15 protein-coding genes are annotated in these 18,725 nt (G+C 62.6%); 4 read left to right on the top strand and 11 right to left on the bottom strand.

Annotated elements, in window-relative coordinates; all coding sequences use genetic code 11:
• Positions 1-894: an ABC transporter ATP-binding protein gene (locus RQX22_RS07725; RefSeq protein ID WP_315725218.1), complete on the bottom strand. Its 894-nt coding sequence runs from the start codon at positions 892-894 to the stop codon at positions 1-3.
• A gap of 177 nt (positions 895-1,071) precedes the next feature.
• Here RQX22_RS07725 and RQX22_RS07720 point away from each other — a divergent pair, with 177 nt between their 5' ends.
• A complete protein-coding gene (locus tag RQX22_RS07720; RefSeq protein WP_315725216.1) occupies positions 1,072-1,650 on the top strand; it encodes a TetR/AcrR family transcriptional regulator in 579 nt (192 codons plus the stop codon).
• 127 nt (positions 1,651-1,777) lie between these two features.
• Here the strand turns inward: RQX22_RS07720 and RQX22_RS07715 are convergent, their stop codons facing one another.
• The 6 genes from RQX22_RS07715 to RQX22_RS07690 all read right to left on the bottom strand — a co-directional run bounded on the left by RQX22_RS07715 (position 1,778) and on the right by RQX22_RS07690 (position 8,584).
• Positions 1,778-3,013, bottom strand: a complete 1,236-nt coding sequence (locus RQX22_RS07715; RefSeq protein WP_315725215.1) for a dipeptidase — start codon at positions 3,011-3,013, stop codon at positions 1,778-1,780.
• A gap of 159 nt (positions 3,014-3,172) precedes the next feature.
• Positions 3,173-3,922: an enoyl-CoA hydratase/isomerase family protein gene (locus tag RQX22_RS07710; protein ID WP_315725213.1), complete on the bottom strand. Its 750-nt coding sequence runs from the start codon at positions 3,920-3,922 to the stop codon at positions 3,173-3,175.
• 11 nt (positions 3,923-3,933) lie between these two features.
• A complete protein-coding gene (locus RQX22_RS07705) occupies positions 3,934-5,628 on the bottom strand; it encodes a methylmalonyl-CoA mutase family protein (protein ID WP_315725211.1) in 1,695 nt (564 codons plus the stop codon).
• Positions 5,625-6,605, bottom strand: coding sequence for a methylmalonyl Co-A mutase-associated GTPase MeaB (gene meaB / locus RQX22_RS07700; protein ID WP_315725210.1), 981 nt, complete (start codon positions 6,603-6,605; stop codon positions 5,625-5,627). The genes RQX22_RS07705 and meaB overlap by 4 nt, the downstream gene beginning before the upstream one ends.
• Before the next feature lie 14 nt (positions 6,606-6,619).
• The gene (locus RQX22_RS07695; protein ID WP_315725208.1) at positions 6,620-7,087 is read right to left on the bottom strand and encodes a cobalamin B12-binding domain-containing protein; all 468 of its coding nucleotides are present in this window, start codon (positions 7,085-7,087) and stop codon (positions 6,620-6,622) included.
• Between the two features lie 135 nt (positions 7,088-7,222).
• Positions 7,223-8,584 (bottom strand): aspartate aminotransferase family protein, encoded by a 1,362-nt coding sequence (locus tag RQX22_RS07690; protein ID WP_315725206.1) that lies wholly within the window; start codon positions 8,582-8,584, stop codon positions 7,223-7,225.
• A gap of 274 nt (positions 8,585-8,858) precedes the next feature.
• On the opposite strand from RQX22_RS07690, the gene RQX22_RS07685 reads away from it, so the two are divergent.
• Positions 8,859-9,842 (top strand): LysR substrate-binding domain-containing protein, encoded by a 984-nt coding sequence (locus RQX22_RS07685; protein WP_315725204.1) that lies wholly within the window; start codon positions 8,859-8,861, stop codon positions 9,840-9,842.
• 154 nt (positions 9,843-9,996) lie between these two features.
• On the opposite strand, the gene RQX22_RS07680 is transcribed toward RQX22_RS07685, so the two are convergent.
• Positions 9,997-11,970, bottom strand: coding sequence for a CocE/NonD family hydrolase (locus tag RQX22_RS07680; protein WP_315725202.1), 1,974 nt, complete (start codon positions 11,968-11,970; stop codon positions 9,997-9,999).
• Between the two features lie 90 nt (positions 11,971-12,060).
• The gene (locus RQX22_RS07675) at positions 12,061-12,954 is read right to left on the bottom strand and encodes a CPBP family glutamic-type intramembrane protease (protein ID WP_315725201.1); all 894 of its coding nucleotides are present in this window, start codon (positions 12,952-12,954) and stop codon (positions 12,061-12,063) included.
• A 338-nt stretch (positions 12,955-13,292) separates the two neighbouring features.
• Between RQX22_RS07675 and RQX22_RS07670 the strand changes: the two genes are divergently transcribed.
• Positions 13,293-14,363 carry a dipeptidase gene (locus RQX22_RS07670; RefSeq protein WP_315725199.1) on the top strand — a complete coding sequence of 357 codons (1,071 nt, stop codon included), beginning with the start codon at positions 13,293-13,295 and terminating at the stop codon, positions 14,361-14,363.
• 78 nt (positions 14,364-14,441) lie between these two features.
• Positions 14,442-15,764: an MFS transporter gene (locus RQX22_RS07665; protein WP_315725197.1), complete on the top strand. Its 1,323-nt coding sequence runs from the start codon at positions 14,442-14,444 to the stop codon at positions 15,762-15,764.
• Between the two features lie 31 nt (positions 15,765-15,795).
• Here the strand turns inward: RQX22_RS07665 and RQX22_RS07660 are convergent, their stop codons facing one another.
• A complete protein-coding gene (locus RQX22_RS07660; RefSeq protein WP_315725195.1) occupies positions 15,796-16,920 on the bottom strand; it encodes a dipeptidase in 1,125 nt (374 codons plus the stop codon).
• Between the two features lie 78 nt (positions 16,921-16,998).
• Positions 16,999-18,534 (bottom strand): M20/M25/M40 family metallo-hydrolase, encoded by a 1,536-nt coding sequence (locus RQX22_RS07655; protein ID WP_315725193.1) that lies wholly within the window; start codon positions 18,532-18,534, stop codon positions 16,999-17,001.
• Between the last annotated feature and the right edge of the window lie 191 nt (positions 18,535-18,725).

Here is an 18,725-nt window from a genome sequence, read left to right as displayed (position 1 = left end):
TTATGCGGCTTGCTGCGCGGCCGGACGGCGTGAGCGCACCAGCGTCGACAGATAGACGTCCTCCAGCCCGCCCTCGACCGGCGCAAAGCCGTCGCCCGGATCCTGATCGGACAGGATGTGTACGATGGTGCGGCCCGCCGTGAGGCGCGTCGACACCACTTCATGCGCGCCCTTCACCTCGTCCAGCCGTTCGCGCTCGATCGTCTTGCCCCAGATGGTGCCGCGGCTCCGCGCGATCAGCTCGGCCGGAGCTCCGTCGAGCTGGATCCTTCCGGCAGCCAGGACGGCCATGCGCGGGCACAGGTCGGCGACATCCTCGACGATGTGCGTCGAGAGGATGACCACGACATTCTCGCCGATTTCCACCAGCAGGTTGTAGAAGCGATTGCGCTCCTCGGGGTCGAGGCCGGCGGTCGGCTCGTCGACGATGATCAATTCCGGGTTGCCGATCAGTGCCTGGGCAATGCCGAAGCGCTGCCGCATGCCGCCGGAAAAGCCGGCGACCGATTTCGTGCGGACAGTCCATAAATTGGTCTGGGCCAGCAACGTCTCGACCGTCGCCTTGCGGTCGGCGGCGGAGACGACGCCCTTCAGCGATGCCATATGATCGAGCAGCTCATAGGCAGAGACGCGCGGATAGACGCCGAAATCCTGGGGCAGATAGCCCAGGGTGGCGCGCAGGCGACCGGGTTCCGCCAGCACGTCGATATCACCGAATCTGATATCGCCGGCCGTCGGGGTCTGCAGCGTCGCGATCGTCCGCATCAGCGACGATTTGCCCGCGCCATTGGGCCCGAGCAGGCCGAACATGCCCTTCCCGATCGAAATGGTTACCCCATCCAGAGCACGCGTGCCGTTCGGATAGACATGCTCCACACCGTTCAACTGCAGCAAGGCAACCTCCTGAAATGTTCAATGTCGTGGGCGCTACCGCCCCAGCTCGTTTGACTGCGGACCACGACCCGCTTAAAGCATCACCGACCAATATGGTCTGTTACCGACCGATCTGGTCGGTTGCAACCCCTTATTGGAGATTGACCAGTGCGAAGAAAGCCATGTTAGGGTCGCGCCATGCCGAGACAGACCAAGTCCGAAATCAATGACGAAATCCTCGATTGCGCCGCGGGACTGTTCGGCCGGCAGGGATTTGCGCGCACCTCGATCCAGCAGGTCGCGGAGGCGCTCAATTATTCGAAGGCCGGACTGCTTCACCATTATCCCAGCAAGAAAGCGCTCTACGAAGCCGTTCTCGACAAATATGAATCCAAAGCGCGGGAGCGGATAGCCGAGCTCGAAAGTCTTCCCGCGGGGCTCGAGCGTGACCGCCGCATGATCGAGGGCTCGATCGAACAGGCGTTCAAATGGCCGGGCATGATCGAGTTCGGACATTTTATGGTGCGAGACGGGCTGAGCGAGGAGCCGCGCTTCGTCCAGCTCGGGCTTGAAGTGATCAGCTCGTTCGGAATCGATTTCGACGCGCCGGACCTGGAAAGGATGACAAGGGCATTCAGCGCACTGGCCGGGATAAGCTTCAGCGCCCGGATTGCGAAGACCATGAAGATGGAGCGGGAGTTTCGCGACCATATCAGGACTGCGGCGATGGACGCGCTTGGCCATGGCGCACGGCGCCCAGTGCAGAAGGTTTCGTAACCGGGCCACCGCCCGCCGACGAGGCCCATTCCTACGTTGCCCCATGGGAGAAGGGCCGCTCGCGACTGACGGGAAAGCGCTCACCAGATGCGCACCCGCGCGGCGGGATCGAGATATATGTCGTCGATCATCCGGACGGGGATTCACCCCCCATCTCCCGAGCCACGGCTTCGGCACGTTCCATGACGCGCAATATGTTGCCGCCGGCCAGCTTGGCGAGTTGCGCGTCGGTCCAGCCGCGGCGTGCCAGTTCGACCAACAGGGCAGGATAGGTTTCCACGCCTTCCAGGCCTTCGGGGACCTCCGGAATTCCGTCGAAGTCGCTGCCGATCCCGACATGATCATGGCCGACAAGCCTGGCGATATGATCGATATGGTCGGCGATCTGGGCGAGCGTCGCCCGCGGCTGTGGATGTGCGGCTTTCCAGGCCGCGATAGCCGCTTCGGCCCGTTCGGGCTGCCCGATATAAAGTCCGGTATAAGGCGGGGCGTTGAACCGCGCCTGTTCCGCCGCGAGGTCCGCATAATATTTCGCGGAGGGCGCCGACATGTAGAACGGCACGAACGTCACCATCACGACGCCGCCATTGGCAGCGACCAGCTTGAGCGTCTCGTCGTCCACGTTGCGGGGATGATCGACGATCGCGCGTGCGCCGGAATGAGAGAAGATCACCGGGGCGCGGGCAATGGCAAGCGTATCGCGCATGACGGTCGGCGCGACATGGCTCAGATCGACCAGCATGCCGATCCGGTTCATTTCCCGGACCACATCCTTGCCGAACGCGGTCAGGCCGCCATGTTTGGGCGTATCCGTCGCGCTGTCCGCCCAATCGACGTTGAGCAAATGGGTGAGCGTCATATAGCCGACGCCAAGCTGACGATATTGCCGCAGGGCCGCCAGACTGTTGTCGATCTGGTGGCCGCCCTCCACGCCCAGCAGGGAGGCGATCTTGCCGGCACGCTGAATGCGGCGGACATCGGCGGCCGTCCGCGCCATTTCGAACGTGTCCGAATAGCGGGCAACGATCGCATGGGCGAGATCGATCTGCTCGAGCGTCTGCCGGATCGCCGCAGGCCCGGTGACTTCGGCCGGGATCCAGACCGACCAGAATTGTCCGCCGACCCGACCCTGGCGCAGCCGCGGAATATCGGTCTGCAACGGCTTTTCCAGCCTGCGCGTGTCGCCGCGCAAATCCACGGTGAGGGCCTTGTCGCCGTACAGATCATGCAATTGCCACGGCAAATCGTTATGGCCGTCGATGATCGGCGTGCGCTTGAGAACCGCATCGACCCGCGCCTCGAGCGTGGATTGTGCTGCGGCGGACGGGACCGCCAGCAATGCGGCGAGACCGCCGACCAACATATGTCCGAGCGTGCTCCGCCCGATGCGACCGATTGAGTGCCCCGTCCCCATGATCGGAGACGATAAACAGGGCAGTCCACGATCGGCAAAGCATTAACTCTGAGCATCAGACATAGTAATTCTGGTGCAGCGCGCATCGAGCGCGCGCGATACGCGACTTCAAAAATCCTTGGCGCGTGCCTGCGCTTCGGGCGTGAGGAAGCCGCGCACCGTGGCTTCGGTTTCCAGCGCCATGGCGTCGTGGAGATTCGAATGGAAGCCACGATTGATGGCGCGCTTGACGTCGGCCACGGCCACTTGCGGACGTTCGGCAATGGCCAAGGCCAGCTTTTCCGCTTCATCGAGCAACGCCGGCGGCGGCACGAGTTTCCAGGCGATCCCGACCTCCAGCGCCTTCTTCGCATCGTGGCGTTCGCCCAGGATGAGGAGCTCCTTGGTGATCTGCGGTCCGACCTGCTTCGTCAGCAATGCCGTCACCCCGCCCGTCACGAACAGGCCGTAGCCGACTTCCGGAAAGAACCAGCGGGCATCGTCGGCGAACAGCCTGAAGTCGCAATTGATGACCCATTCGAGAGCGCCGCCGACGCACCATCCGTGCACCGCGGCGATGACGATCTTCCGGGAATCCATGATCTGCGAGGTCACCTGCTGGATGGACTCCACCCAGGCTTGCGTGGCCGCTTCCGACAAGGTCTGCGAGTCGAGATCCTTGAGGTCGTCGCCCGAACAGAAGGCCCGTCCTTCACCATGGAGGATGATCACCCGCACGACGGGATCGCTTTCGACCATCGCCAATGCCTCGGAGAGATCGTCGACAAGGTCTCCGTTCATCGCGTTCAGCCGCTCGGGCCGATTGAGCTTGATCCAGGCGATGGCGCCTTCGGTCCGGGTGATGATCGTTCCTGCCATGAGCCGATCCTTCAAACGATCATCGGTTCGTCATAGGAGCCCCAGACGTCCCTCAACGCGCCGCAAATCTCGCCCAAAGTGGCGCGCGCCTTGACCAGCTCGATCGTCTTGGGAAGCAAGTTCGAATCCTCGGTCCGGGCCTGCTGCTTCAGCTCCTCCAGCAGCATCTGGATGTGCGCGAAATCGCGATTGGCCCGAACCGCGTTCAGGCGCTCGACCTGCAACTGGGTGCATTGTTCGTCATAGGGGTGAATCTCCGCCTCCGCGGCTTCGCTAGTCTCGTCGACATAGCGATTGACCCCCACGGAGATCTTCTCGCCGCTGTCGACCTTCTTGAAGATGGCGTAAGCGGAGTCGGCGAGCTTCTGCTGAAACCAGCCTTCCTCCACCAGCTTGATCGCGCCGCCCATTTCGTCCACTTCCTTGAGTACCCGGAGCATCTCCTTCTCCATGTCGCGGGTGAGGCTCTCGACGAAATAGGAACCGCCGAGCGGATCGACCACGGAGGTCACGTTGATCTCGTCGCGAATGATCTGCTGGGTGCGGATGGCAAGCTTCATCGCCTCCTCCGTCGGGATCGCGAAGGCTTCGTCCAGGCCGTTGGTGTGCATGCTCTGGCATCCGGCCAGGACCGCGCCGAGCGCCTGGATCGCCGTTCTCATCAGATTGTTGTGATGTTCGACCTTGGTCAGGCTCATCGCTGCCGTCTGGACGTGCACGCGAAGCCGCATTGATTCCGGCTTCTTCGCACCGAACCGCTCCGACATGATCTTGGCGTAGACGCGACGCGCCGCCCGGAACTTGCAGATCTGTTCGAAGAAATCCTGGTGGCTGATGAAGAAGAATGACAGGCGCGGGGCGAAATCGTCGATATCCATGCCGGCATCGATCACCTGCTCGCAATAAGCGATGGTGAAGGCCATGATGAAGGCGATTTCCTGGATCGCGTTCCCGCCGACATCGGACAGATGATAGCCGCTGAGGCTGATCGGGTTGATCTTCGGCGTGGCCTCGGTGCTGTACATGATGAGATCGCGGAGCAGCCTGACGGCGGGCTTGACCGGATAGATCCACTCCTTCTGGGCGACATATTCCTTGAGCGGATCGGCCTGGAGGGTGCCGTTGAGCTTATGGAGGTCGCAGCCGCGCTGCTCGGCCACGGCGACGAACATCGCGTAAATGACCCAGGCGGAGGGATTGATGGTCAGCGAAACGGAAATCTGTTCGAGGTCGATCCCGTCGAACAGCCGATCGACATCTTCGATCGTGTCGATCGCGACCCCGACGCGGCCCACTTCGCCAAATGCCATCGGATCGTCGGAATCGAGGCCGAGCAAAGTCGGGAGATCGAAGTCGGTCGACAGGCCGGTCTGGCCGGTCGCGATCATATATTTGTAACGATTGTTGGTCGCTTCGGGATTGCCGAATCCGGCCACCTGCCGGATCGTCCAGGGCCGGCCGCGATACATGGTGGGATAGGCGCCGCGGGTGAAGGGAAAGGCGCCGGGGAAGCCGAGCTCGTCAGCCGGAATGTCCGCGACGTCGGCGGCCGTATAGACGCGCTTGAGCTTTATCCCGGATTCGGTTTCGTAGACCTCCCGCTCCTCAGGCCTGCCGTTCAGGGCGGCGGCGAGCTCATTTTCCTCCCATTCCGCCTGCTTGCGCAGGATGTCCGCAATTGCCTCTTCCGAATATGGCGTCTTCATTCTTCGTTTCCACTTTCCCACCCGAGCAATGCGATCGCCGCGGTGCGCGGATCGTGCACACGCTCCACGACCAACTGAAGCTCCTTCTCCACGCCGCCGGGACCTGCGTTGAATTTCTGCTGGAACAGGTGTTTGGCGACGCCCAATATCCGGGTCCGGCACGTCTTGCGGAGCCGGTCGGCCAGCTCGCCGCTGGTCGCCAGATGCTCGCGATGCCGAAAGATTTCCGCCTTCAGCTCCTCCATCCGCTCGCCCGACACCGAGCTTACGGGGATGATGGGCGGGTCCCAGGCCTGGTGCCCGGCATGACCCCCGAGCGCCATCATGCCCTTCAACGCCGAGACCGTCGCTGCGGCCTCCGGCTTGTCCGACTTGCTGACCACGTGGATATCCGCAATCTCAAGGATACCGGCCTTGATCGCCTGGATATCGTCGCCCAGGCCGGGCGCGGACAGGACGACCACGGTATGAGCGGCGGTGACGATCTCCACTTCGTCCTGACCGACGCCGACCGTTTCGATGATGATCGGCGAATAGCCGGCGGCGTCGAGGATATCGACCGCTTCCAGGGTGGAGCGGGAAAGGCCGCCGAGATGCCCGCGCGTCGCCATGCTGCGCACGAAGGCATGATTGGCTTCGGCGGAATCGTTCATCCGCACGCGATCGCCCAGGATCGCACCGCCCGAATAGGGGCTGCTGGGATCGACCGCGATGACACCGACCTTGTGACCGGCCGAAGTGAAGGACTTGATCAGGGTCGAAACCAGGGTGGACTTGCCGGCTCCGGGCACGCCCGTGATGCCGATGATATGGGCCTTGCCGGCATGTTTGTAGAGTTGGGCCAGGGCCTCGACAGCCTCCGCATAGCCGGCCTCGGCCCGGGTGATCATCCTGGCGATGGCATTGCGCGATCCCGCCAGCACCTCCGGGACCAGGTCCATCGAAGGCTTGTAGGATGCGCGTGCCGACCTGTTCATGCGCGCAACCGCGGTCATATGCGCCCGCGCGCGGCGACCAGATCCGTGATCGTGGTGACGATCAGGTCCGACCTGGCTTCCTGCGGGACGATCACGTCGACCCCGCATTCCATCAGAGCTTCGTAATCCTGGGCCGGAATCACTCCCCCTGCCACGACGAATATATGCTCGGCGTCCTGCTCGCGCAGGCACCGGCACAGCTCGCGAAACAGCGGCACGTGCGATCCCGAAAGCAAGCTCACCCCGATCACGTCGACATCCTCCTGGATGGCGGCGTTGACTACCTGAGCGGGCGATTTGTAGAGCCCGGAATAGATCACCTCCATGCCGGCATCCCGCAAGACGCGCGCGACGACCTTCGCGCCGCGATCGTGACCATCCAGGCCGAGCTTGGCGACGAGCACCCTGATCGCGGTGGGCGGGCCTGCTTCGGTTCCAGAGACGCTCGAACCGGAAGTCGTTGCTATATTTCCGTCAGACATGATGATGGGGGCTCCGATGAGTTGCGGTCACGCTGCTGCGAAACCGCCGCATTAGGACAAATCCATCCGCCCGCGCTACGCACAGATCGGCGCAGTGCTTCGGAATTGGACTCCGGTCTTCGATCCTGTGAGGCTTCATCTTTTGTCCAGCAGCCCCGCGTCCAGGCAGTCACCGATGGCACGGCCGATAATCTCGACGCCCAGATCGATCTCCTGCGGCGTGATCGTCAGCGGTGGCGCCATCCGCATCACCCCACCCATTCCGGGCAATTGGACGATATTGATGTTCATCCCGAGTTCGAAGCAGCGCCTCGACACCGCAGCACCGAAAGCGGGCACGGCGCGCTTGGTCTGGCGGTCGCCGACGAATTCTATGCCCGCCAGCAATCCCCTGCCCCGGACATCGCCGATACATTCGTGATTCTGCTGCAGGGCGCGCAGGCCCGCGTCGAGGCGCTCGCCCATGCGCGCCGCATGATCCGTCAATTGGTCGCGCAGGATGATCTCGACCGCCTTCAGTCCGATCCGGGCAGGGAACGGGTCGGAAACGTGGGTGGTGTAGAAGAGGAAGCCGCGTTCATGGCATTTTTCCTCGATCTCCGGCGTGGTGATGGTGGCCGCCAGCGGCAGCCCGGCGCCGAGCGTCTTGGACAGCGTGATGATGTCCGGAACGATGCCATGATGTTCGCAGGCGAACATCGCCCCCGTACGCCCCAGCCCGGTCTGGGCTTCATCGGCGATCAGCAGCATGCCGCGTTCGCGGCACTTTTCCTGCAATCGGGCGAGATAGCCGAGCGGCGGTTCGATCACGCCGCCCGAGCTGAGGATCGGCTCGACCAGGACCGCCGCGAGCGAGCCGACGCTCTGCCGGTCGACGAGGTCGAAGGCGAAATCCAGCATGTCGAGCTCGAAATTCTCGCCGGCCCATTCGGGGCGACGATAGACGTAGGGCGTCGGGATCGCCATCACGCCCGGCATCGGCGGGCCATAGCCGCGACGCTTGGCCGAGAAGGTGGTCGGAAAGGTGGCGCCAGTCATGCCATGCCACGCATGGTCGAAGGCAACGACCTCATGCCCGCCAGTATAGAGTTTGGCGAGGCGCAATGCCGCCTCGTTGGATTCCGCCCCGGTGCTCAGCATCAGGGCCTTGGTGAGCTTGGGGCCCAGCAACTCCGCGAGCACTTCCGCCAGCTCGAGCACCGGGCGACTGAGCAGTCCGGAGTAAAGATGGACCGGCTCGCGCGCGGCCTCCGCCATCGTCGCAACGATTTCCGGATGGGCATGACCGAGGATGGCGCTCATCTGGCCGGAGGTGAAATCCAGGAAGGCCTTGCCCTGTTCGTCATAGAGCATCGCGCCGGAGGCGCGCTCGACGATGCAGGGCAGGAATTTCGAGCCGTAGCGGATCAGATTGCGGGTGAGTTCGGCTATGGTCGGCGCCGTTTCCGACCCCGGGCTGCGCTGCGCGCTGGAGAATATGTGGTCTTCGGTCTTCATAGCGTGAGGAGGCCTTTCGAATCTGCGCCGGACAAAGCCCGAAAAATCACCTTCCGTGCAAATCACTTATTCGGGGGGAAGGTGCAGAACTTCTAATGGTCAGGGCCTGCCGAAGCCGCCGCCAGCCTGCCGATGCGGACGGCCCGGCCACCCGATGCCTTTGGCATCCGGCGATCCTATGTTAGTTTCCACTTCAGCCGTCGGCGAGTCGACGGCCACGAGCGTATTGGAGTATCGGCGTGGCGGATTGCAGGCGGGGAGGACATGGAGGCTGATGCGACGGGCGCTACCAAGCCTCGACTGGATCCGGGTCTTCGCTGAAACCGCCAGCACGGAGAGCTTCTCTATGGCTGCGGAGCGGCTTTGCGTATCGCCGGGCGCGGTCAGCCAGCGGATCAAGTCGCTCGAAGCCTATTTCGGCCTGGAACTGTTCACGCGCCATCCGCAGGGCGTCGAACTGACGGCCATCGGCCGGCGCTATGCGCAACAGGTCCTCCCGGCACTCGACATTCTCAACTGCGCGACCCGGGAGGTCGCGTCGGCCGGCGGCAGCCAGATCGTTCGATTGACCGCCATGCCGGCGCTTGCCCAGCTTTGGCTGGGTCCGCGTATGAACGCATTCTATGCGCTGCACCCCCATATTTCGGTCGAGATCTGGGCCGACGGCAATATCGTGGACCTGCGAACCTCGCAGTTCGACGTCGCGTTGCGTCACGGCAAGCCGCCTTATCCCGGCTGCACGAGCCGGCAGCTTTTCGTCGACGAGCTCGTCGCGGTCGCCAGCCCGGCGTTGCTTGCCGAGTCGCGCCTGGGCCCCGACGGCCTGATCGAGGGTGCGGCGCAGATGGTCGATTCGTTCTGGGCCGACGATCTGGATCACTGGCTAGGTGGGGCAGGCATATCTCGGCCCGCCGAACTAAGGACGGAAATCTTCTCCCTCTATTCGATGGTGATCGATGCGACCGTCCAGGGCCGTGGCTTCATGATCGGACACAGTTCGCTGATCCACGGCCATCTTCGCCGCGGAGAATTGCAGCTATTGTCCCCGTGCCGGGTGCGCTCCCCGAACCAGTTCCATCTCCTCACCAAATCGGCCGTCCCGCTATCCGATGCGGCCGCTTCGTTCGTCGATTGGGTGACGGCGGAAGCGGGCGCCGCCCTCGATGGCGACGAGACGGCATCTGCCGGGGACGATGAAGGTCCCGGCATCGGTTCGATCGACGATGCCGGTCAGGGAAAGGCGCGCCGGGCCGCCTGACCATCGTCCGAACCGGTCCTTTTCTCCAATTGTGAAACGCCGGCATTCCAATAGAGCCTGGTCCACCTTAACGACCAGCCGCTGGAGCCTGGTCGTTTGAGGTGGAAGCGCTTCGCGCTTCCACCGAGGCGTGAATCAGGCTCCATTCAAATGTTTAGGGCTTCACCACCGGCAGCCAGACCGCCGAGGATTGCTCCCGGGACCGAAGGATCGAAATGGTCGCCGGACGATAATCGCCGGGCTTCGCGTTGAAAATGTTGGGCACGAAGGTTTGCGGATTGCGATCATAAAGCGGGAATTGCGACGACTGGATATGGACCATGATCCTGTGGCCCGGTTTGAAGACGTGGTTCACATTGGGCAGTTCGAAGCGATAGCGTTGCGCCACATTGGCGGGAATGGCGCTCGGATGTTCGAAGCTCTTCCGATAGCGGCCGCGGAAAATGTCCTGAGAGATTGACAGCTGATATCCGCCCATCGACGGATTGGACGGATATTGCGCGGGATAGACATCGATCAGCTTGACGACGAAGTCGCCGTCGGTGCCGGTCGTCGCCGCAAGAATGTCCGCGATCGGAATGCCCTGCACATGGACCTCCTTGTCCAGCACCGGGGTTTCATAGACCAGCACGTCGGGGCGGCTGTCGACGAACCTCTGGTCCTCGACGAGCCATTTGCTCCAGGGCTTATAGCCTTCCCCGGTGCTGCCATATCCGAAGAAAGGATCGAGGACCGGGCGCGGCAGGAACGGCACCGGCTTGGCGGGATCGCTCACATATTTGTCGCTGGCCTTGGCTTCCGTCGGGCGATCGAAGGACAGCGCGTAATCGGCCTTGAGATAGAGGGGCGTCATCGGCGTGGCGCAGCCGCTCTGGCATGCCACCGGCCAGTCGTCGAAATGCTCCCATTCGTTCTTGCCAGTATTGTAGACCGTCACCCGAGCGAGATTGGCCGGCGGCCCGTCACGCAGAAATTGGTTGAAAAACGGCATCACCATATCGCGGCGATACTGTTTCGCGGTGTCGCCTTCCCACGAGAGCGGTCCGAGCGAATAGCCTTTGCCGTTGATCTGGCTGTGCGACCATGGACCAAGAACCAGCCAGTTGTTGGCACCATGGCCAGCCGCCGTCAGCGCCCGCCAGCTCTGGTTGGCGCCCCACATATCCTCCTGGTCCCAAAGGCCCTGTTCCCAAAGCGTCGGAACCGTCGAGGGACGCGCGGCGAGCAATTTGTCGAGCGCCTGGCCCTGCCAGAAGCCGTCATAAGCCGGGTGGGCGAGCAGCCGCTTGATCCAGGGCAGCTTGTCGAGCCCATGCGCGCGCAGATAATCGCCGGTCGATCCGGCACGAAGCATCTCTTCATATTTGTCGTAGATGTAGCTGGGCGTCACGGCGCCGTGGCCGCGCTGCGCCGTCTGCATCTGGATATAGCCCAGCATGATGTTGCGGAAAGCGCCGTAGTGAAACCAGTCGTCGCCCATCCAGGCATCGACGAGCGGGCTTTCCGGAACCACCGCCCGCAGCGCCGGGTGCGGATCGAACAGCGCCATGATGGCGGTGAATCCTTCGTAGGAAGAGCCGATCATACCGACACGGCCATTCGATTCCGGCACGTTCTTGACCAGCCAGTCGATCGTGTCCCAGGCGTCGGTGCTGTGATCGTTCGATGTCGGATTGAGCGGGCCGCGCAACGGCCAGGTCAGGACATAATCCCCCTCCGACCCATATTTGCCGCGAACGTCCTGGTACACGCGGATATAGCCTTGTTCCACGATCTCCTCGTCACCGAGCGGCAGCGTTTCCAGCATCGAGGGACTGACGGAGCGGCTGGAACGGCCGGCCGCATCATAAGGCGTGCGGGTCAGGATGATCGGCGTGTTGCGCGCACCCTTCGGAATGAAAATGACGGTATAGAGCTTCACGCCATCGCGCATCGGCACCATTTCCACGCGCTTGATGAAATCCGCTTCGGGCGCCTTATTCTCGAAACTTTCGGGAATGTCCTTGAGGCTGACCGTATCGTCGGGCGGCGCAGACCGTGTTTGCGCGAAAGCGAAGCCGCCCGCACCTGCCGAAGAGAAAGCGAACAGGAGGGCGATGACCCAATGTCTCAACTGCCTTGCGTTCACGGCTCTTCTCCTCTGTCACGTCCGCCGGTCCGATCGTCCCGCGGCGAAAATCTTGGTATCGGGTTCAGTTCGATCGCGGTCGGCAACGGTTCATGGATTTCCCGTCCGCGCGATTCGTTCGTTCATGGCAGCGACGGCATGGTCGCGCTTGGTCCAGAGATAGAAAGCGACGACGCCGGTGACGATCGGAAGCATGAAGCCGAATTCGTCGATCGCATAGGCGGTCTGATCGCCGCGCGCGAAAGTGAGCGGCGTGAAAATCGTCTGGATGAAGACGTTGTGGCTGCCATGCATGATCGCGGCCGGCCACACGCTTCCGGACTCAAGGCGCAGCCACTGCATGATGAAACCGACGAAGGTCACCATGATCGTGAAGCAGAAAATGGAATACCAGGCCGGCGCACCGAAATTGTAATTGGCGAAGAGAATCAGCGGAAAATGCCAAGCCGCCCAGACGAGTCCGCCGAGAAGGCCGGCGCTGGTGAAGCCGAAGCGCTGCACCAATTGCGGCGCCATGAACCCGCGCCAGCCGATTTCTTCGCCAAGGCCGGAGGCGATACCCGTCAGCATCGAGGTCGTGCCGATGAACAGGATGAAAAGAGGAATGAACAGGGCCGGATCCGTAATGCCCCAGCCCAGGCCCGCCGCAAGCTTGCCGATATTCTCCATATTGGGAAAACCGCCCAGACCGGTCAGCCAGATCAGGATATAGGCGACGGCCGAATATCCGATCGGTATCAGATATCCCAGCAAGGGATAACGGCTCCTGCCCCAGCCCAGGCCGAGCAGGCCGATGTCGCGCTTCTTCAGCCAGATTGTGGCGATGGCGGCCAATCCCGGACCCCACATCAATGCATAAACATAGCCGGCACCGCCGCCGCCCACGTCTCCGCTGTAAATGATCAGCGCCCAGGGCAATGCACAAAATGCGATCGTCAGAGCGAAGAAGGTGGGAAGAATCGATCGCGCCGGTCGCTCCGTCATAGGCCCTCCCCTCCGATGGCGCCGGCATTCAAGCCGATTTCGAGCGCATGCTTTTTCGTGCCCTGCGGCCGGGTTCTGCGCCACCGATCAGATGAAGTGATGACAAGGTCCTGCCCGAGTCACAACATCAATATTCCTGCTGCCCAGACCCAGAATTACTGCACCTGGGCCTGGCGCGGCTCCGGCCGCGCGCCATGATCAGAGCGATGCAGGCGAAGTGGGCGACGGGGCGGACGCAGGAGATCTTGTTCAGGGCTGGTGAGAATAACTACGGCAACAGCCAGCAAAACTGGTTTGCTCAGACGGCGATGCCCTCAACATAAATGAGGAAATGTAAGGTGCCGGCATCGCAACCGCCGGCGGGGAATGAAAAGCGCAAGCGCGGAGAGATGATGACTGCCAGCCCCGCATCGAAACCCCCGACCCTGGCCGACATCCCGTCGCTGGCGAACGGGATATTGTGCGACCTGCTGGCGCCGGCGCCGCCGGCCGACCTCGAAGCGGAGATCCTGTCTCGCCACCGAGCGGGCTTTTCCTTCGTCTCCTTCACTATGGCGACGGATTACGAAGCATCGCCAGCCCAGATCTATCCCGGCCTCGCCAAGATGCGCTACAATATCGGCCGCTATTCCGACGACATCATGCTGGTCGACGGGGTCGACGATATCCGGGCGGCAAAGGCGTCCGGCAAGATCGGCGTCGGCTTCCATTTCCAGGGCACCGAACCGGTCGGCCGCGACCTTGCGAATATTGGCGCATATTACCAGCTCGGCGTGCGCTGGATGCTCATGGCGTATAATTTCCAGAACAATGTCGGCACCGGGTGCATCGAGGCCCAGAAGAATGACATCGGCCTGTCGGCGTTCGGCCGGGACGTCGTTGCCGAGATGAACCATGTCGGCATGATCGTCGATTGTTCGCATTCCGGCTATCGTACGACCATGGACGCGATGGCGGCATCGACGCAGCCCTGCATCTTCTCCCATTCCAATCCACGCGTCTTGTTCGACCATCCCCGCAACATCCGGGACGACCAGATCAAGGCCTGCGCCGAAACCGGCGGCTTCATCGGCATAAATGGCGTGGGACAGTTCATAGGCGAGCCCCATCAGGTGACGGTCGAAACCGTCGTCCGAAACATCGACTATGTCGTCCAGCTGGTCGGGCCGGAGCACGTCGCCTTCGGACTGGACTATATGACGCCCGCCCATTGTCAGCAGCTGTTCGACTTTTACGACGGCAAGGTTTCCAAGAAAATCGGCATGCCCGAGCTGCCATGGGGCTTCCTCAGCCCGACGGCGGTGCCGGAACTGCTCGAGCAGCTGATCGCCAAGGGATATTCGGAAGATGCGCTTCGCGGACTCATGGGGGAGAATTTCCTCCGCGTCGCAACAGCGGTCTGGAAATAGGATCTTTGCTGGCCGGGATGATCCCTTCGTGAGCATCACGAACAGCGCAGGCATCCATCTTGCCGCGCCCGTCCGGCCATGACGGCGAATCCCATCGACCAGAATGCGGATGGCGCTCCCGACGAAGTCGGACGAAGCGCCCTGAGGAAAGCGGCCTGGCGGCTGCTCCCTCTGCTCGGCCTTGGCTACGCTTTGGCTTATATCGACCGCCTGAACGTCAGCTTCGCTGCGCTTCAGATGAACGAGGATCTTCAGTTCAGCGCGGCCGTCTACGGCCTGGGCGCAGGCTTGTTCTTTCTCACTTACGCCTTGTGCGAAGTGCCGTCGAACCTGGTCCTCATGCGGGTCGGCGCCCGGCGCTGGATCGCCCGCATCCTCGTTAGCTGGGGCGCGATCTCGACCGCGATGATGTTCGTCGAGGAGCCTTGGCAATTTTACGCATTGCGGCTGCTGCTCGGTGCCGCCGAGGCGGGCTTCTTCCCTGGCGCGGTCTATTTCCTCAGCCGCTGGTTTCCCGGCGCCTATCGCGGCCGCGCAATCAGCGGCTTCTACGTCGCACTGCCTCTCTCCACCGCCGTTATGGCCGGCATGTCCGGACTGATCCTGGACAATCTGGACGAAGTGGGCGGCCTGGGCGGCTGGCAATGGCTGTTCCTGCTGGAAGGCTTTCCGACCATCTTGCTCGGCATCATCGTCTGGTTCCGCCTCACCGACCGACCCCGCGAAGCGAACTGGCTGACCGAGGCCGAGCGCAACTGGCTCGAGGCGCGGGTTGTCATTGAAACGCACGCGCTGCGGATGAAGGAGGTCTTCGGCGCCATGCTCCACCCTTGGGTGTTCATCCTCGGCGCGGCCAATTTCATCCTCCTCGGCTCACATTATGCCTTTCATTTCTCGGCGCCGACCATCCTGAAACTGGAAACCGGGTTGGACGCCACGGGGATCGGCTATGTCGTCAGTGCCACCGCCTTGCTCGGCGTGCCGGCCATGCTCGCAAGCAGCTGGTATTCCGATCTGCGCCGGGATCGTATCCGGCAGGCGGCGTTGCTGATCGGCGTCGGTGCGTCCGGATATCTCCTGCTTGCCATGGCCGACGGGCCGGCGATGGCGCTGACCGCCTATGTCCTCGCTTCGCTCGCCAATTTCGCGCTCCAGGGCGTGATCTGGGCCATCCCCGGCGATCTCTTCCGCGGCCGTCTTGCCGGCGTCGCCTTTGCTTCCATCATCACCATTGGCATGTTCGGATCGTTCCTCGCGCCGATCGGCTGGGGCGCCCTGCACGATGCGACCGGCAGCTACCAGACGGGCATATTGGTGCTGCCCGCCTTGCTGCTGATCCCCGTGACCCTGCTCTTCGTCCTGCGCGCTCGCGCGCGCCGGCAGCCGCTCGAATCGGCCTGACCGAAGCCGCCATCGTCAGCGCGGCCGACGATCAGCCGCCCCAGGTGGACGTCAGCAATCGCTGGAAGTTTCCGCCGAGGATCGCCTTGATGTTCGCGTTCGAATAATTGCGCCTCAGCAGCTCTTCGGTGAGGTCGTAGATCTTCAGCGGATGATCGAAGCCGTCCGTGTCCAGTTTGTCGCGGAAGGCATAGCTCGATTTCAGGCTGGCGCGCATCGCCTTCTGCACTTCCGGCGGCATGTCGTCATAGCCGTTCAAATCGGCGTCGCTGCCAATGCCGACATGATCGATACCGGCCAGCTTCACGGCATGATCGATATGGTCGACGATATTCGCCACCGTGGTCGGGTCCTTGCTGGTGACGAAATTGCGTACGCCGCTGATCCCCATCACCCCGCCTTTGGCGGCAAGGGCCTTGATCGCCTCGTCGGTCTTCAGCCGCGGATGATCGTTGAGCGCGCGGCAATTGCTGTGGGTGATCGCGATCGGCTTTTTCGAGATGGCGATCGCATCGAGCGTAGTGCGATCCCCGCAGTGCGAGACGTCGACGAGCATGCCGACCTTGTGCATTGCCTCGACGATCGAAATCCCGAAATCGGTGATGCCGCCATCGACCCGTTCGGTCGAGCCCGACCCGATCCGGGTCTGCGAATTATAGGTGAGCTGCGAGCAGCGCTGGCCGAGATCGTAGAAGAATTTGACGTCGTCGGCCTTCAGGAAATGCTCGCTATTCTGAACCCCCATGATCACGGCGCATTTGCCGTCCCGCTTGGCGCGGACGATGTCCGCCATCTTGTCGACGCCGGTGAAGACGTGCGAATTCACCAGGAGATAATGCTGCCAAAGCGCGAAGAAGCTGAGCACCTGGTCGCGGGCGTCGGTGCCGGCAATCCCCACCCCATGATTGAATGCGGAGATCCCGCTCGCGCGGAAATCAGCGGCCATCTTCTCCGTCATCGGCGCCGGGCCGATATCGATCTTGATGGGGCCCAGCATATCGATCACCAGCGATTCCTGGACGAGATCGACGACCTGCCTGGGATAGGTGCGTGCCGGATAAGCGGAAGTCTGGGCGCGGATCGGCCGGCTGATGAAGGGCGCCGCCGCCGTCGCCGCCAAGGCGCCACCAAGCATCTGTCTGCGTGAAAACGGCACTATTTTACGTCCTTCCATTGGCTCTGTCATGAAGAGGGTCGCCGACGCCGAACCGCACCGGCGAACAAGGCCCCTCCGTTATTTTATGGACGCGAAGGTGTAGAGGAATTCGGCATAGCCCATGGTCGCATCGACGATGCCGGCGACCTTGGGATTGGTCGAATCGATAAGTAGATATTCGTCCGGAGCATGGGCATTGCCGCCGGTGCCCAGTCCGAAGCGGCCGACCGGCTGGGACACCGGTGGCTGGGTGAAGCTGCCACCCGGCCAGCTGCCCGCCAGGCGGACGCTGATGTTCGGCCGCACGCCCAATTTCTTGTAGGTGGCGATTTCGGCCCGGATCAAGCGGCTGTTCGGGTCCGTTTCGGTCGGGTCATAGCCGCCGCTGACGTTCATCTCCACGTCCTTGAAACCACGCTTGTCGAGATGCGCCCGCAGCTTCTTGACGGCCTCGGCGCGCGTCTGGTTGGGAACGAGCCGGAAATCGAGCTTGGCGACCGCGCGGCCGGGCAGGATCGTCTTCCCGCCGGGACCCGTATAGCCCGCGACGAGCCCTTCGATATTGACCGTCGGATCCTGCATCAGACGGACCATCGCATCCTCAAGGGAAAGGTCGTCGACCCAGTGGGGTACGCCAAGATTCTCCTTCATCCGCGCTTCGTTGGTGTGCTTGATGCCCTCCCGGATCATCTTCTTTTCGTTTTCGGTGAGAAGCCGGACATTCTCGAACCAGCCGTCGATGGCGGGCTTGTTGCCGTCGGGCGTCACCAGGGTCTGCAAGGCCTGCACGAGGCGCCAGGCGGGTGAATCGACGATGGCCTTGAGGCTGGAATGGATATCCTTCTTCGGCCCGCGGCCCCATTTCTCGCCGCTGGCGACCAGTTCCAATTCGATTATGCCCTTGGCGCCCAGCTCGATCGTCGCCCCGCCTTCCAGATCCTGCAGGCAGGTGGGCATGAAGACGCCGTCGCACTTGCGGAACGCCGCTAGCACGTTCGGCTTGGTGACGAGCTGGTGGATGTGCGGCGATCCGATCTCCTCTTCGCCTTCGCAGATCAAGACGAGGTTGACCGGAAGCTTGCGCCCGGCAGCGCGGATCGCATGAAGCGCGGCGAGGAAAGTCGCTTCAGGCCCCTTATGGTTGGCCGAGCCGCGTCCAAGCATGACGGTGCCGAGCCCCTCGCGCTCGCCCAGCCTGCCTTCGAGCGGTGGCGAGGACCATTCAGCCGGGTCATATTGCTTGACGTCGTACATGAAATAGAGGCCGAGCGTACGCGGCGCGCCGACGTCCAGCGTGCCGAAAACGCCGGGATGGCCATCGGTGGGAACGACCTCGACGTTGGAAAAGCCCGCATCCCTGGCAAGCTGGGCGAAATATGCCGCGCCTTCGGGCATGTTGCGGTCTTCGGCGGCGATCGAAGGAAGGGCGATCCAGTCCCTGATCCGCTTGATCGAGGCCTCCTTGCCCGCCTCCGCAGCCTTGCGGATGTCGGCCAGCGACCCGGCCTCGGCGAACAAGGCCGCGGGCTGCACCAGCGCCGCGCCCGCGCCCAGCGCCGCAGCCCCGCCGATCATTTCCCGGCGGGTCGGTCCGTCGATGTCGCGAAAATCCATGTGGTCATCCCCCAATGCGTCGATTTCTCGAGGGAGATTGTGCTGGCAATTACGGGGAACGCAACGCGCAATACCTAAGGCTGAGGCTGAGGACTTCTATATCCCGCTCGACAAACAGATGAGGAGCGCGGTTCGCGGATGCCCTCGCCCGGGCCTTCGACGCGTGGCGATTCCCTGGATCGTGGCGTCGG

The sequence above is a fragment of the Sphingosinicella rhizophila genome, assembly GCF_032378825.1.
Taxonomy (GTDB): domain Bacteria; phylum Pseudomonadota; class Alphaproteobacteria; order Sphingomonadales; family Sphingomonadaceae; genus Allosphingosinicella; species Allosphingosinicella rhizophila.
Note: the sequence above shows the minus strand (reverse complement) of the source record. Positions and strands in the feature narration are given on the sequence as shown.